This is a genomic window from Amycolatopsis sp. lyj-108, assembly GCF_046549005.1.
Classification (GTDB): domain Bacteria; phylum Actinomycetota; class Actinomycetes; order Mycobacteriales; family Pseudonocardiaceae; genus Amycolatopsis.
Map to the genome: position 1 here is coordinate 122,269 of NZ_JAJPWQ010000006.1, position 14,172 is coordinate 136,440.

15 protein-coding genes are annotated in these 14,172 nt (G+C 70.5%); 6 read left to right on the plus strand and 9 right to left on the minus strand.

Annotated features, from left to right (window positions below):
- Window positions 1–192: 192 nt before the first annotated feature.
- Genes ACLJO0_RS22570 through ACLJO0_RS22580 form a run of 3 tightly spaced genes read right to left on the minus strand, consistent with a single transcriptional unit; the run spans window position 193 to window position 2,646 of the window.
- Entirely contained in the window at window positions 193–582 is a 390-nt protein-coding gene (locus tag ACLJO0_RS22570) for a (deoxy)nucleoside triphosphate pyrophosphohydrolase (RefSeq protein ID WP_410580405.1), read from the minus strand.
- Window positions 583–592: 10 nt separating this feature from the next.
- Window positions 593–1,921: an ATP-binding protein gene (locus ACLJO0_RS22575; protein WP_410580406.1), complete on the minus strand. Its 1,329-nt coding sequence runs from the start codon at window positions 1,919–1,921 to the stop codon at window positions 593–595.
- Window positions 1,918–2,646 carry a response regulator transcription factor gene (locus ACLJO0_RS22580; RefSeq protein WP_125789390.1) on the minus strand — a complete coding sequence of 243 codons (729 nt, stop codon included), beginning with the start codon at window positions 2,644–2,646 and terminating at the stop codon, window positions 1,918–1,920. Before ACLJO0_RS22580 ends, ACLJO0_RS22575 begins: the two co-directional genes overlap by 4 nt.
- A 144-nt stretch (window positions 2,647–2,790) precedes the next feature.
- Here ACLJO0_RS22580 and ACLJO0_RS22585 point away from each other — a divergent pair, with 144 nt between their 5' ends.
- From ACLJO0_RS22585 to ACLJO0_RS22595, 3 genes are read left to right on the plus strand one after another with little or no spacing between them, the layout of a single operon-like run.
- Window positions 2,791–3,882, plus strand: coding sequence for a LolA family protein (locus tag ACLJO0_RS22585; protein WP_410580407.1), 1,092 nt, complete (start codon window positions 2,791–2,793; stop codon window positions 3,880–3,882).
- The gene (locus tag ACLJO0_RS22590) at window positions 3,879–4,874 is read left to right on the plus strand and encodes an ABC transporter ATP-binding protein (RefSeq protein ID WP_410580408.1); all 996 of its coding nucleotides are present in this window, start codon (window positions 3,879–3,881) and stop codon (window positions 4,872–4,874) included. Before ACLJO0_RS22585 ends, ACLJO0_RS22590 begins: the two co-directional genes overlap by 4 nt.
- Window positions 4,871–5,740: an ABC transporter permease gene (locus ACLJO0_RS22595; protein ID WP_410580409.1), complete on the plus strand. Its 870-nt coding sequence runs from the start codon at window positions 4,871–4,873 to the stop codon at window positions 5,738–5,740. The genes ACLJO0_RS22590 and ACLJO0_RS22595 overlap by 4 nt, the downstream gene beginning before the upstream one ends.
- A 55-nt stretch (window positions 5,741–5,795) precedes the next feature.
- Here the strand turns inward: ACLJO0_RS22595 and ACLJO0_RS22600 are convergent, their stop codons facing one another.
- The 3 genes from ACLJO0_RS22600 to ACLJO0_RS22610 are packed head-to-tail and all read right to left on the minus strand — an operon-like array spanning window position 5,796 to window position 9,489.
- Window positions 5,796–6,812, minus strand: coding sequence for an ABC transporter ATP-binding protein (locus ACLJO0_RS22600; RefSeq protein WP_410580410.1), 1,017 nt, complete (start codon window positions 6,810–6,812; stop codon window positions 5,796–5,798).
- Window positions 6,812–8,461 carry an ABC transporter permease gene (locus ACLJO0_RS22605; RefSeq protein WP_410580411.1) on the minus strand — a complete coding sequence of 550 codons (1,650 nt, stop codon included), beginning with the start codon at window positions 8,459–8,461 and terminating at the stop codon, window positions 6,812–6,814. Before ACLJO0_RS22605 ends, ACLJO0_RS22600 begins: the two co-directional genes overlap by 1 nt.
- Window positions 8,437–9,489 (minus strand): thiamine ABC transporter substrate binding subunit, encoded by a 1,053-nt coding sequence (locus ACLJO0_RS22610; protein WP_410580412.1) that lies wholly within the window; start codon window positions 9,487–9,489, stop codon window positions 8,437–8,439. The genes ACLJO0_RS22605 and ACLJO0_RS22610 overlap by 25 nt, the downstream gene beginning before the upstream one ends.
- 75 nt (window positions 9,490–9,564) lie before the next feature.
- On the opposite strand from ACLJO0_RS22610, the gene ACLJO0_RS22615 reads away from it, so the two are divergent.
- On the plus strand, window positions 9,565–9,855 hold the full coding sequence (locus ACLJO0_RS22615; protein WP_410580413.1) for a 4a-hydroxytetrahydrobiopterin dehydratase: 291 nt from the start codon (window positions 9,565–9,567) through the stop codon (window positions 9,853–9,855).
- A gap of 377 nt (window positions 9,856–10,232) precedes the next feature.
- On the opposite strand, the gene ACLJO0_RS22620 is transcribed toward ACLJO0_RS22615, so the two are convergent.
- Window positions 10,233–10,574 carry a winged helix-turn-helix transcriptional regulator gene (locus ACLJO0_RS22620; RefSeq protein ID WP_410580713.1) on the minus strand — a complete coding sequence of 114 codons (342 nt, stop codon included), beginning with the start codon at window positions 10,572–10,574 and terminating at the stop codon, window positions 10,233–10,235.
- A 69-nt stretch (window positions 10,575–10,643) separates the two neighbouring features.
- On the opposite strand from ACLJO0_RS22620, the gene ACLJO0_RS22625 reads away from it, so the two are divergent.
- Entirely contained in the window at window positions 10,644–11,108 is a 465-nt protein-coding gene (locus ACLJO0_RS22625; protein ID WP_410580414.1) for a DUF2716 domain-containing protein, read from the plus strand.
- 83 nt (window positions 11,109–11,191) lie between these two features.
- Here ACLJO0_RS22625 and ACLJO0_RS22630 read toward each other — a convergent pair whose 3' ends face one another.
- Window positions 11,192–12,016: an SDR family NAD(P)-dependent oxidoreductase gene (locus ACLJO0_RS22630; protein WP_410580415.1), complete on the minus strand. Its 825-nt coding sequence runs from the start codon at window positions 12,014–12,016 to the stop codon at window positions 11,192–11,194.
- Window positions 12,013–13,389, minus strand: coding sequence for a DHA2 family efflux MFS transporter permease subunit (locus tag ACLJO0_RS22635; protein ID WP_410580416.1), 1,377 nt, complete (start codon window positions 13,387–13,389; stop codon window positions 12,013–12,015). Before ACLJO0_RS22635 ends, ACLJO0_RS22630 begins: the two co-directional genes overlap by 4 nt.
- Before the next feature lie 122 nt (window positions 13,390–13,511).
- On the opposite strand from ACLJO0_RS22635, the gene ACLJO0_RS22640 reads away from it, so the two are divergent.
- Window positions 13,512–14,144: a TetR/AcrR family transcriptional regulator gene (locus ACLJO0_RS22640; RefSeq protein ID WP_410580417.1), complete on the plus strand. Its 633-nt coding sequence runs from the start codon at window positions 13,512–13,514 to the stop codon at window positions 14,142–14,144.
- Window positions 14,145–14,172 lie beyond the last annotated feature (28 nt).

Consider the following 14,172-nt stretch of genomic DNA (forward strand, 5'->3'; position numbering starts at 1 on the left):
ACGCTCGCCCCCAGACACCAGCAGTCACAACGGCTACGTGCGAAGGAGGCCATCCCCGAGTACCTGAAGGCCTCCAGCCAGGCGCTCACGTGAGTTTCGCGGTCGTGGGGATGGGCTCGACGGCGGCCCCATCGGAAGCATTGAAGCAGCCGCCCGCTCATCCTCGCGTCTCGTGAGCAGCCAAGGAGGCCTTCACGGACTTGAAAGAAGGGCGTGCAGGGCCGGCAGGAGGACGCGGTCGGCGGGCAGCCAGTCGAGACCGGAAAGCTCCGCCGAGGACACCCACCGGACGTCTTTGTGCTCCACCGCCCGCGGCTCGTCCTCCGCCGAGACCAGCGAAGCCGCGTAGATCCGCAGCAGCTTCCCGTTCGGTAGCGGAACGTCGTCGCCGACCCGGCCCGCGACCGTCACGGCGACGTCGAGCTCCTCCAGGCATTCCCGCGCCAAGGCGGCTTCGTCGCTTTCGCCGTCCTCGACCCGGCCGCCCGGCAGTTCCCATTGCCCGGCGTGGTCGGCGGGCCAAGCCCGCTGCTGCGCCAGCACCTGTCCGTTCCGCACGAGGGCGGCACCCACGATCACCACACGGCACACCCTAATGAGGCCGTGCCGCCTGCCAGACGATCTGGAACCGCGCCCCGCCATCGGGTGATTCGCCGACGCGCACCCGGCCCCCACGCCGCCGGACGGCCTCCGCGACCATCGCCAGCCCGAGCCCGGTGCCGCCGGAGGACCGCGCCCGCGAATCGGAGACGCGGTAGAACCGGTCGAAGACCCGCTCCCGATGTTCCGGCGCGATACCCGGCCCGTCGTCGTCGACCACCACCCGCACGGTGGAGCGCGCCGCGAGCACCGACACCACGATCTGCCCGCGCGCGTAGCGGCAGGCGTTGCGCAGCAGGTTGCTCAGCACCAGTTCGACCTCGGCGTGCGTGGCCAACGCCCAAGCGCTCCCGACCGTGCCGCTCACCCGGATTTCGGGCGCGTCGGCGGGCATCCGCGCGACCGCCGCGCGTACCTCGCTCACCAGCTCGACCGGTTCCGCGGGCGGGACCTCCCCCGCATCCGACCTCGCCAGCGCCAGCAGCCCGTCGAGCAGCGCGGAAAGCCGTTCGGCCTCTTCGAGGACGTCGGACAGCGTCTCCTGGGCGAGTTCGGGATCGGGATTGGTGACGGCGACCTCGGCCTGCACGCGGATCGACGCGACCGGCGAACGGAGCTCGTGCGCGGCGTCCCCGGTGAACCGCCGCAGCCGTTCGGCGCCCTCCTCCTGCCTGGCCAGCAGGGCGTTGAACTCCTCGGCGAGCGCGCGGAGTTCGTCGTGCGAATCCGGGAGCGGCAGCCGCGCGCCCGGCGGGAGTGCCCGCACCGAGCCGCGCATCCTGGCCACCGGCCGCAGCGCGAACCGCACCAGCAGCCACGTCGCGATCCCGGCGCCCACCGCGCCGACGGATGCGACCACGAACAGCCACAGCCCGCCTGAGTGCACCGCGGTCGCGAAGCCGACCAGACCCGCGCCCGCGACGACAAGGCGTTGCTGTCCGTCGGGCGCGGTGACCACGGTGCCCGCCCAGCGCCAGCTGTGCTCGCCGCCGGTCGTGACCGGTTCGCCCGCCTTCAGCGCGCGGACCTCCGAGGGGCCGAGGTTCGCGGGCGGCAGGCCGTCCACCGGGCCGCCTCCGGTGTCGAGGACCCGGACGGTGACCGCCGATCCCGATGGCGTCCGCCCTGCGGCGACGTCGGTCTTCGCGGTGTTCAGCTGGGCGCTCAGTTCCTCGTCGACCGAGCCGATGAGCAGCGGTTGGAGGTTGTCCCCGGCGACCGCAGCCAGCCCGAGCAGGAAGCCGAGCGTGACGGCGGCCGCGAGGAGGGTGATCCGGACCTGGAGCGAACGGCGGCGCCACCAAGACGGCGAGCCGATCACCCCTGTCCCGCCGGGGCGATCACTTCGTCGAGCTGCGCGTCCGAAGCCAGGTAGCCGTGCCCGCGCACGGTCCGGACCAGGGCGCCCGCGCCGACCGCGTCGAGTTTGCGGCGCACGTATCCGACGTAGACCTCGACGACGTTGCGGGTCGCGGCCTGTTCGTCACCCCAGACGGCGCGCAGCAGCTCGTCCTTCGTGACCACCGTCCCCGCCCGGCCGGCCAGCACCTCCAGCAGCGCGAACTCGCGCGGGCTGAACGCCACTTCGATGCCGTCGTAGCGGACCTGCCGCAGGCTCCGGTCGACTTCGAGGGCGCCGATCCGCAACGGCCCGCGGATCGCGTCCGGCGTCGCCCGCCGCAGCACCGCGCGCACCTGCGCGACCAGGACGACGAACGAGAACGGCTTCACGAGATAACCGTCGGCGCCGAGGTCGAGGCCGTCCGCTTGGTCGACCTCGCCGTCCTTCGCGGAAATCATCAGCACCGGGGTGGTGACGCCGAGCGCCCGCAGCCGTTCGAGCACGCGGTAGCCGGAAAGACCGGGGAGCATGATGTCGAGCAGGACGACGTCGAAGGAGCCCGTCTGCGCCAGGCGCAGGCCGCTGGGCCCGTCGGCCGCGGTGACCACGTCCATGTCCTCGGCGCGCAGTCCCCGCTGCAACGCCTTGCGCACGCCGGGCTCGTCGTCGACCACCAGTACTCGAGGTTTCACGTCCCTCATCATTCACGCTTTCACCAGCTCACGCGCGGGCTCTCAGCGCCATCTCAGCTCCGACGGCGGAGTCTGAGTGGTATCTCAGCGTTTCCGGGGAAGCGTTGTCGCCAAGACCCGAGCACACTGGGGTTCGGGGAAACAGGGAGAGACAGCATGGATCCGAAGAGGAAGGCCATCACCGCGGCGGTGGTGGGCACGGCGCTCGGCGTCGGCGGGCTCGCCGTCGTCGCGATGCCTGCCACCGCGGGCGACGCGCCCGTCTTGCCGCAGATCAGTGCCGAAGAGCTGGTGCAGTCGACGCTGAACGCGAAGCCGTTGGCGTTCGATGGCAAGGTCAAGGTCAACAACGACCTCGGCCTGCCGCAGGTCGGCAGCACGCTGCCCGGCGCGTCGGCGCTCAGCATCGACTCGGCGCAGGTGTCGACGGACGGCGCGGGCAAGAGCAAGGTGTCGCTCACCGAGGGCTCGAGCCAGCAGACCATCGTCAAGAACGGTGAGGCCGTCTGGGAGTACAACTCCAAGGACAACTCCGCCACCAAGATCACCATCCCGGCCGACCTGGCCAAGGAGCACCAGAACAAGGTCGACGGCAAGGCCGTCGACCCGGCGACGGTCGCCTCGGAACTGCTCGGCAAGGTGCGCGAGAGCAGCACGATCGCCGTCGACGGGACGTCGTCGGTGGCCGGCCGTTCCGCGTACGAGCTGGTGCTGACCCCGAAGCCGACCGAGCGGACGCTCCTGCGTGAGATCCGCGTCGCGATCGACGAGCAGACCCGGATGCCGCTGCGCCTGACGGTGCTGGCCAACGGCACGTCCTCGCCCGCGTTCGAGGCTTCGTTCAGCGAGATCAACTTCGCGAACCAGCCCGCGTCGAACTTCGAGTTCACCCCGCCGAAGGGCGCGAAGGTGACCGAGAAGGCCGCCGAGGTCGACCCGAAGAACCGTGAGCTCGCCGAGCAGGCGAAGTCCGAGGTCAAGGTCGTCGGCGACGGCTGGGACACCGCGATCACCGGCAAGATCCCGGCCGACGCGCTGGCGAAGGCCGGCGACGCGAAGGACGAGCAAGGCCGTCAGGTCGACCCGAAGGCGCTGCTTTCGCGGTTCGCCAAGCCGGTCAGCGGTGCCTGGGGCAGCGGCTGGCTGCTGACCACCAAGGTCGGCAGCGGCGTGCTGACCGAGGACGGCCGCTACGCCGTCGGCGCGGTGCCGGAGCAGGTCCTCTTCGAGGCCTTGGCCGCGAAGTGACCACCACGTTCGAAGCCGGGACGGACGCCTCTCAGGAGGCGTCCGCTCCGGCGGTACCCATGGCGGCCCGCACCAGGGGCCTGCGCAAGGTCTACGGCCGCACGGTGGCCGTGGACCACGTCGATCTCGACGTTCCCGAAGGCGCCGTGCTGGGGATGCTCGGCCCCAACGGATCGGGTAAGACGACGACCATCCGGATGCTGCTCGGTCTCGTGCGGCCCACCGAGGGCGAGGTCGAACTGTTCGGCAAGCGGATGCCCGACGAGGCGGCGCACGCGCTGCCCGACGTCGGCGCGCTGGTCGAAGGTCCGGGTTTCCACCCTTTTCTTTCCGGGCGGGAGAATCTGCTGCGCGTGGCCGCGGCGGAACCGAGGCTGGCCTCGGCCGGGATCCCCGGCGCGGTCGACGCGGCGCTTGAGCGCGTCGGGCTGACCGACGCCGCGACCCGGCGCTACAAGGGGTATTCGCTGGGGATGAAGCAGCGGATGGGGCTGGCGAGCGCGCTGCTCGTGCCGAGGCGGATGGTCGTGCTCGACGAGCCGACCAACGGCCTCGACCCGGCGGGCACCAGGGAGATCCGCCGGATCATCGGCGAACTGCACGCCGACGGCGTCACCGTGCTGGTGTCGTCACATCTGCTGGCCGAGGTCGAAGCGACCTGCACGCACGTCGCGGTGCTCCAGTCGGGGAACGTGATCGCCCAGGGCGAGCTCTCGGAACTGCTGGAGTCGGGGAACGCGGCGCTGCTGGTGCGGACGCCCGACGCCGAACTCGCGGTGGAAACGTTGCGCGAGAACAGGATCGGCGCCCGGCTCACACCGGACGGCGTCCGTGTCGATCTCACCGCGACCGAAGCTCCCGACGTGCTGCGACACCTGGTGACGGCCGGGGTGGCCGTGCACGAGGCGGCGAGAGCGCGCACCGGGCTCGAGGACCTGTTCGCCAGGCTGACCCAGCCGGAGTCCACTGTAGACGGTGAGGGGGAATCGTGACCAACGCTCTTGCCGCGGCACCCGTGGCGCGGACCGGCCACGACAGCGTCGGCCTGCTCCGGCTGTACCGTGCCGAACTCCGCTGGATCTTCCGGCGCCCGCGCACGCTGGCCGTGCTGGGCCTGCTCGCGTTGATCCCGGTGATCATCGGGCTCGCGCTGACCCTCGTCGACGCTTCGGAAACGAGCGGCGGGCAGGACGGCGCGCTGCTGGCCTCCGCGGTCAACAACGGTTTCATCCTGCCGGTCGCGGCACTGACCATGACGCTGGGGCTGCTGCTCCCCCTCGCATCGGCGATGGCCGGGGCGGACGCGATCGCCGGCGAGGCGGCCCACGGGACGCTGCGCGGCTGGCTGATCGCGCCGGTCGGCCGGGGCAGGCTGCTCGCGATCAAGGCGTTCGGCGTCGCGACGGTTTCGACGATCGCCGTACTGGCCATGACGTTCACCGGCTTCGTCACCGGACTGATCCTCAGCGGCGCCGACTCGATGTTCACCCTCACCGGCTCGACACTGAGCGTGTGGGACGCGCTGGGCCGCATCCTGCTCGTGGCCGCGTGGGTGATCCTGCAGCTGTGGGCGGTCGGTGCGGTCGCGCTCGCGATCTCGGCGTTCACCGAACATCCGATGCTGGTCGTCGCCTCGGTGCTGGCCGGGACGATCGTGTTCACCATCCTCGGGTTCCTGGACGCGGTCTCGTGGCTGCATCCGTTCCTGCTCAACGAGAACTGGGCACAGGCACCGGCTTCGGTGCTGATGGACCCGGTGGACACCGCGATGCTCGGTGAAGGCGCACTGCGCGCCGCCTGCTACATCGCCATCGGGCTCTCGATCGCCTACGCGCGCCTGACGACTCGGGACGGCTGACCCCGCCACGCAATTAGTCACCTGCTTGCGACGACGAACCGTCGCAAGCAGGTGACTAATTGCGAAGTTGGGCGACGCCGTCGGGGTCCAGGGCGAGCCGGACGCGGTCGCCGGGGCGCAGGTCGGCCGTGACCGGCGCGACGGCGTCCACAGTGGACAGATCGCCGCCGGGCGCGACCACGAGCCGTACGTGTTCCCTCCGGTGCACCACGGCGGTGACCTCGCCCTCGACGCCGTCCGGGGAGACCCGCAGACCGTGCGGCCGCAGCCCCAGCCTCACCGCGCCGTCCTCGACGTCGGGCAGCGTGACGTCCCCGAGCACCGTCCGCACCGTCCCGCCCGTCGCCTCGCCGTCGACGAACGTGGTCACGCCGAGGAACCGCGCCACGTCCTCGTCCACCGGCTGCCGCCAGACGCGGCGCACCGCGCCCTCCTGCCGGATCTCGCCGTCGTCGAGCACGGCGACGCGGTCGGCGAGCGTGAACGCCTCTTCCTGGTCGTGCGTGACCAGCAGCGCGGTGATCTTGCTGCGCCGCAGCAGGGCCGCGAGGTCGATCGCCAGCTGTTCCCGCAGTCCGGCGTCCAACCCGGACAGTGGTTCGTCCAGCAGCAGCAACCGCGGCTCCGGCGCCAGCGCGCGGGCCAAGGCCACCCGCTGCGCCTGCCCGCCGGAAAGCTCGGTGACCCTCCGTCGTTCGTAGCCGGCCAGCCCGACCAGATCGAGCAGCGCACGGACCCGCTCGGCGTGCTCCGCGCGCGGGATGTCGTGCATCCGGAGGCCGAACGCGATGTTCGCGGCGACGTCCTTGTGCGGGAACAGCTGCCCGTCCTGGAACACCAGCCCGAACTCGCGCCGGTGCACCGGGACACCGGCGAGGTCCTCGCCGTCCCACCGCACGGTCCCCGACGTCAGGGGCTCCAGCCCGGTGATCGCGCGCAGCAGGGTCGACTTCCCGGAACCGGACGGGCCGAGCAGCGCCAGCACCTCGCCGTCGGCGATGTCCAGCCGGGCGTCCTTCACCGCGGCGAACGATCCATAGTGGACGGTCAGATCCCGTACCGACAGCGACACTAGAACTCCCCTACCGAATTCTGCCCGCGGACCGCGCCGAACCGGTCGATCAGCACCACCGCCACCACGGTCACGATCATGAGCAGCGCGCAGGCCGCGTAGGCCATCTGGTTGTTCAGCTCCCCCGGCCGCGAGATCAACGTCGCGACGGCGACCGGCAGCGTCGGCGCGTCCGGCCTGGCAAGGAAGCTCGTCGCGCCGAACTCGCCGAGCGCGACCACGTAACCGAAACCGGCCGCCGCGACCAGCGAACGCGCGGTCAGCGGGAGATCGATCTCCCGCCACACCCGGCCGGGGCTCGCGCCGAGCGTGGACGCGGCCTGTCGCAGCCGGACGTCGACCGAGCGCAGCACCGGCAGGACCATCCGCACGATCAGCGGGATGATCACCAAGGCCTGCGCGAGCGGCACCAGCAGCGGCGACGTCCGCAGATCGCCCGGCAACGCGTCGAGCGTGACGAGGTACCCGAAACCGACGGTCACCGCGGACACGCCCAGCGGCAGCATCAGCGCGGCGTCCATCGTCTCGCCCATACCCCGTGCCAGCCTGCCCGGCGTGCGGCGCAACGCCACCAGCACGACCGAGGCCAGCACGCCGACGATCATCGCGAGCGTCGTCGCGTCGAACGCCGTCCGCAGTGACATCGACGCCGCGTCCCAGCCTGAAACCTGAAGGGCGCCATGGGCTCCCTGTCCGGCGAGCGCCGCGTACCCGGCAAGGCTGAAACCGTCCGAAGTGGACACGGATTCGACGAGCAGCGCCACGATCGGCGTCATCAGGAGCGCGATCACCACGAGGCCCGCGGAGACCGCCCACCACTCGCCGCCTCTTGGCCGCCGCGCGGTCTCGCTCCGCGAACGCAGCCGCGCCGCGTTCTCCCGGCGCCGTCTCGCCAGCGCACCGACGACGAGCGCCGCGACGACGGCGGCGAACTGCACCAGCGACAGCGCGGCCGCGCCGGAGAGGTCGAGCAGCTCGACCGTGCGCAGGTAGATCTCGGTCTCCAGGGTGCGGTACTTCGCCCCGCCGAGAATGAGCACGACCCCGAAGCTGGTGGCGCAGAACAGGAACACCACCGCCGCCGCCGACGCGATGGCAGGCGCGAGCGCGGGCAGCGTCACCGAGCGGAAGGCACGCCACGGCGACGCGCCGAGTGCCCGCGCCGCGTCCACGGTGCGCGGGTCGAGGTGACTCCACAGCCCGGATACCGTGCGCGCGACGACGGCGACGTTGAAGAAGGCGTTGGCCAGCACCAGCGGCAGCAGCCCGCCGTCGGGCCAGAGCGCGCGGAACGCCAGGCCGACCACGACGGTCGGCAGCACGAACGGCACCAGCACGAGCGTCCGGACCAGCGACACCCCCGGCAGCCGCACCCGCGCGAGCAGGAACGCCACCGGCAGACCGGCGAGCACCGCGACGATCGTCGAAACCCCCGCGCTCGCCACGGTGAACCCCGCGAGCTTCCAGGTCAGCGGGTCGCCGATGGCCGTGCCGACCCCGCCGGAACCGAAGCCCCGGCCGACGATCGCCGCGACCGGCCAGGCGAAGAACACCACGAGGAAACCGAGCGGCAGCACGGCGAGTGCGGCCAGCCCGGCTCCTCGGAACGTCGGCTTGGGCGCGCTCAGCCTTCGAGAAGTGTGCGCCACTGCGCGATCCACTGCTCGCGCCCGGCCTGGATCTTGGCCGGTTCGAGCGTCTTCGGCTGCTGCGGCAGCGGCGCGGCCTGCGCCCAGCCCTGCGGGAGCTCGACACCCTGGCGGGCCGGGTACACGTACATGTTGCCCGCCACGGTCACCTGGAACTGCTGGGAGAGCAGGAAGTCCACGACCTTGCGGGCCTTCTCGACCTGCTTGCCACCAGCCAGCACGCCCGCGTACTCGACCTGGCGGTAGCAGGTGTCCAGCAGCGCCTTCGTCCGCGGCTTGCCGTCATCGCCGATCTCGGCGGCGGGCGACGAGGCGTAGGAGACGACGATCGGACGCGGGCCCTTGCCGGAGGAACCCGAGAATTCCTTGGTGTAGGCCTCTTCCCAGCCGCTGACCGTCTTGAGCCCGTTGGCCTTCAGCTGCGTCCAGTACGGCTGCCAGCCCTGCTCGCCGAACTGGGCGACGGTGCCGAGCAGGAACGCCAGCCCCGGCGACGACGTCGCGGGGCTCTCGGCGACCATCAGGTCCTTGTACTTGGCGTCGGCCAGATCCGCGAACGACTTCGGCTCCGGGATCCCCTTGTCCGCGAAGTACCGGGTGTCGATGTTGACGCAGACGTCGCCGAGGTCGACCGCGGAGAGGCGGTGCCCGGGGTCGACGGAGTAGCGCTGCGGGCCGCGATCGGCCTCCGGGCTGGTGTACTGCTCGAAAACGCCCTCGGTGAGCGCGCGGGAGGCGAACGTCGAGTCGATGCCGTACGCGACGTCGCCGATCGGGTTCGCCTTGGTCAGCACCAGTTTGTTGGTCAGCGCGCCCGCGTCACCCTGTTTGAGCACGGAGATCTTGATCCCGGACTGCCGCTCGAACGCGTCGAGGACCTCCTGCGGGGCCAGCCACGAGTCGTGTGTCACGAGCGTGACCGTCGCCGGCGCCTGCGGGTCGTTCCCCGTGTTCCCGGAGAGCGAGCAGCCCGCGACGAGGGCGGCCACCGTGCCAGCCGCAACGACCGTGCGGAGGGCGCGTTTCATCTAGCCTCCTGCGATTTTCAAGGGGGGACCCGTGGCAAAAGTGCAGCGTAGCCGACGGCGTACCACCATGGAGTCATGGCGGAAATCTTGAACGACCAGCAAGCCGACGAAGCCGTGACCAAGCTCTCCGGCTGGACTCGTGACGGCGTCACGATCGAGCGGACGGCGAAGCTGCCGAGCTTCCCGAAAGCCATCGAAGCCGTGGACAAGGTGGCCGAACTGGCGGAGGCGGCCGACCACCATCCCGACATCGACATCCGCTGGCGGACGGTGACGTTCCGGCTCAGCACACACTCCGCCGGAGGACTGACGGAGAAGGACTTCACGCTTGCGTCGCAGATCGACGAGGTACTCGGCGGCATGTGACGTCCGCGACGATCGCGCCACGAACCCGCGTCTCGGACGTCTAGCGAGTACGACCGACGAGAAAAGGACGAGTGATGACACAGGCGATCGTGGTGGGGTTCTCCGCATTCGGCGCGATGGTGGCTGCCGCTGCCGGAGTGCTCTGGTACACGGCGCGCGACCGGCATCACCAGCACGACCAGTGATCTTGATCACACCGGCGTTCCGCAGGTAACGCGGAGCCTGATCAACGCGCTGTTCACGGCGGACCTGTCGCTTCTCTCCCCCGGGGGAACCGCCGTGAACAACGCCTCGATCACCGCCGCCCAGCGCGCCTGGGTGACCGCCTTCGCCGCGGCCATCACGCTGCTGACGATCGTCGTGCTCGGCCTCCTCGGCTAACCGGCCGAGTATGCCTCGCGGGCGGCGACAAGCTCCGGAAGGTGCTTCGCCGCCCACTCTCGGCATGCCTCCATCGGTTCGAACAACGTCCGGCCGAGCGAGGTGAGCTCGTATTCCACGCGCGGCGGCGTCTCGTCGTACGCCGTGCGCGTGATCATGCCGTCGCGCTCCAGAGCCCTCAGGGTCTCCGTGAGGACCTTCGGCGTGACGCCCCTCAGTGGCACCCGCAATTCGGAGAACCGGCGCGGACCTTCTTCGAGGCACTGCACGACCAGGCCCGCCCATTTGTCGCCGATCCGGAACGGGGTCAGGTTCGACGGGCAACCCGGGGCGAACATGTCGGGACTCAACGGCTTCACCCGTCCGAAGTTACCCTCGCCCGCGTCTCGGGCGCGTATTCTCCGCCGGTGAGCGTCGAGCCGCTGCCAGGCCCCGAATACACCCGGGTATGGAATCGCTTCTTCGCGGACTTCTCCTTCCGAGCCGGCAACGACCCGCTCCTTTGGCCCGGGATCGCGGAGCCCCCGGGGTCGGTGACCTGGCGCCTGGCAGCCCTCGACAAGCATCCGGAGTACCAGTTGCTGGACTGGATGGTTTCCGTGATCCGGGAAGGCCTGACCTCGTGCGCCGACGAGTTGTACGCCCTCGACTGGCACCACGAGTCGTACCGGCTCGCGACCACCGCGAAGGACTGGCCGCTCAGCCCGTTCCCGGACGGCGACTACCACATCTACCTGACTCCGGACTTCCGGCTCGGCACGTTCGGGCACCCTTGGGAGTACACGATCTGCGTGTTCGGCGAAGAACTGGTGACCGCGATTTCGGCGGAACTCACGCTGATCCTCGGCAAGCCGCTACGCAGATCCGCGTAGGCCCGATTGCCGCTTCCGGGCCGACGCCCTCCGCGTCCGCGAACATGTCGGGACTCAACGGCTTCACCCGTCCGAAGTTACCCTCACGAAGGCCTCCCGGGCCGGTGTTCGGCCAGCAGCCTCCGGGTGACCTCGGCCAGCCGTTTCGCCGCCCCGGGTTCGAAACCGGGTCCGGTCGGCGCGATCCGCCGTCCTTCGACGAACGCGCTGAGCGGCTCCGCGGGCGGGTCGTCGATCCTGGCGATGATCGGCACGATGCCCTCCTCGACCGGTTTGCCGTACCTCTTCAAGGCTTCGACGTGAGCGGCGGTCGCCGCGTCGTAGTCACCGGAAAAGCTCGTCGCGACACCGCCGGGGTTGAGCAGTACGTAAGAGATCCCGCTCCCGGCGTGCTCGGCGGCGAAGGCGACACCGAGCAGGTCGTTGGCCCGCCCGGCCTGTAGTTGCGCGGCGACCCCGTGATAGCCCCGCGTCAGGGAAACGTCGTGCCAGCGGATCTCGGGTTTGGCCGTTCCCGGGCCGGACACGTTGACGATGACCGGCCGCTCGGCCCTGCCCAAGGCCGCGGCGAGACCGTGGCCGAGCAGGTGACGGCTCAGGTACTCCAACGCGAAAGTGCTCTCGATGCCTTCGGCCGTCTCGACTCTGGCCGAGCGGAAGTGGCGGGCGCACAGCACCAGCGCGTCCACGACGGGGAAGCGCTCGGCGATCAGTCCGACGACCTCCCGGTTGCGCGCGACTAGGCCGAGGTCCGCCTGGATGAACGTCGCGCGGCCGGCTTCGGCGAATACCGCGCCTTTGGCCGGATCACGGCCGAGGACGACGACGTTGTCACCGCGGCCGAGGTACTCCATCGCGAGGGCTTTGCCCATTCCGTCGGTGCCGCCGGAGATCACGATCGTCTTCACCGGTCGCCCCTTCCCGGCAGCCGCGTGGCGGCGGCGAGCAGGACGAGCAGGGTGCCCGCCACGAACCAGTACACCCCGTGCAGGCCCGCGACCGGACCGGTCGCGGTGCCGAGGAGCAACGCGACCACGGCGACCCCGATCGAACCGCCGAGCTGGTTGAGCATGTAGAGCACCGAACTTCCCTGCGGTACCAGTGGCCCCGGCAGCGTCCGGTACACCGCCCCCATCGCGGGCGGGCCCACGAAACCGAGTCCGGCGCCGAGGGCGAGCCCGGCGAGAGCGATGGCCACGTCACCCGTCCCGGTGCCGACCCTCGTGAAGAAGACAGCACTCAAGGTGGCCACGAGACCACCTGCCAGCGCGAGGTTGCGTGAACCGATCCGGTCACTGAGGCGTCCCGCCAGCGGGGCGGCGACCGCGGCTCCGACGCCCAGCGGCGCGACGAGCAACCCGGCCGCGAGCGCGCCGTGTCCCTTGACCTGCTGGAAGTACAGCGGGAGGACGATCAGGCTCGCGAACATCGCCAACCCGGTCAGCGCCATGACGGTGACGCTCGCGGCGAACCCGCCACGGGCGAACAGGCGGATGTCGACCAGCGGTGCCTCATCGCGCACCGCGTGAATCACGTAACCGATCAGCAACGCGGCACCCGCCACCAGCGGGACGAGCACGGGAGAAGAGCCGAAGTCCGCTCCGTCGGACGCCTGGGAAAGCACCAGGAGCAGTCCCGCGAAACCCGGCCCGAGCAGGGCGACGCCGAGGACGTCTAGCCGTGTCCGTCGCTCGACAGGCGGATCCGCGGGCATGACGCGCACCGCGAGCAGCACCGCCAGCGCGCCGAGGGGCACGCAGAGCAGGAACATCCACCGCCAGCCGAGACCTTGCAGCACCACGCCGCCGAGTACCGGGCCGAGCACGGGACCGAGCGAGAGCACGGCGGCCATCAGTCCCATCACGCGGCCGGCGCGCCGCGGCCCGGCGGCGCGGGCGAGCAGGGTGAGCACGAGTGGATCGAGGATGCCCGCGCCGATCCCCTGCAGTACACGGAAGGCGATCAGGCTTTCGATATCCCATGCCAGCCCGCACCCCAGTGAGCCGGCGAGGAACACGCCGAGCCCGGCGAGCCACATCCGCTTGCCGCCGAAGGCCTCGCCCGCCCAGCCGGTCACGGGGATGGTGACGGTGACCGCGAGCAGGAAGCCGGTCGAAACCCAGCCCACGGTGCCCAGCGAGGCTTCGAAGTCCTCGGCGAGGTCGCGGATCCCGACCGCGACCATGGTGCTGTTCAGGATGCCGAGTGCGCCGCCGAGCAGGATCACGCCGATCAGCGACCGCAGCGAGGAGCCCAGCCGATCGTCCCGGATGGTCGTCAATGTTCTTCCTTTCGAATCAGACTCGTCAGTCTGGTTTTTCAGACCAGCGAGTTCGAGACTAGCAGGTCTGCTTCAGTAGACTGACGAGTCTGATTGTCCGGCCGTCCGGGTACGCTGACAGCATGAGTGGGACTGGTACGGCCCGAGGCCGGATCGACAAACGGCAAGCGATCCTCGACGCGGCTTTCACCGTGTTCGCGCGAGAGGGATACGCGCAGGCGGGCGTGGACGTGATCGCGGCCGAAGCCGGCGTCGCCAAAGCCACCGTGTACAGCCACTACGGCGACAAGGAGAACCTCTTCCGCGAGACCGTCTCCGCGTCGGCGGATCAGGCACTGGCCGAGAACCTGGCCGTGGTCGAGCGGCTCACCGGCGCGGGCGACGATCTCCGGGCCACCCTGGAAACGGTCGGCCTGAAACTGCTCAAGTGCTACTGCGCCGACCGCTCATGGGCGCTGCGACGGCTGCTCGCGGCCGAGGCCGGTCAGTTCCCCGACCTGCTCGACGTCATCCACACCCGCGCGGCGGACCGCGTCGCCGAGGCGCTGGCCGACCGGCTCGCCCGCCTCACCGTCTCCGGGCACCTTCACACCGCGGACCCGCTCCTGGCCGCGGATCAGTTCTTCGCGCTGCTGTCCGGTCCGGCCGACAAGCGGGCGAGGCTCGGCACGCGCAGCACTCCCGACACCGAACTTCGCGCCATCGCCGCGGCCGGCGTCGATACCTTCCTGAAGGCCTTCGGCGCCAAAGGCTGAGGGAACGTTACGGAAAAAGGGGACGAAC

Excerpts from the sequence above, each read along its gene's own strand:
- ACLJO0_RS22580 (WP_125789390.1), bottom strand. The coding sequence starts at position 2,646 with ATGATGAGGGACGTGAAACCTCGAGTACTGGTGGTCGACGACGAGCCC.
- ACLJO0_RS22615 (WP_410580413.1), top strand. The coding sequence starts at position 9,565 with ATGGCGGAAATCTTGAACGACCAGCAAGCCGACGAAGCCGTGACCAAG.
- ACLJO0_RS22585 (WP_410580407.1), top strand. The coding sequence starts at position 2,791 with ATGGATCCGAAGAGGAAGGCCATCACCGCGGCGGTGGTGGGCACGGCG.
- ACLJO0_RS22610 (WP_410580412.1), bottom strand. The coding sequence starts at position 9,489 with ATGAAACGCGCCCTCCGCACGGTCGTTGCGGCTGGCACGGTGGCCGCC.
- ACLJO0_RS22620 (WP_410580713.1), bottom strand. The coding sequence starts at position 10,574 with ATGTTCGCCCCGGGTTGCCCGTCGAACCTGACCCCGTTCCGGATCGGC.
- ACLJO0_RS22640 (WP_410580417.1), top strand. The coding sequence starts at position 13,512 with ATGAGTGGGACTGGTACGGCCCGAGGCCGGATCGACAAACGGCAAGCG.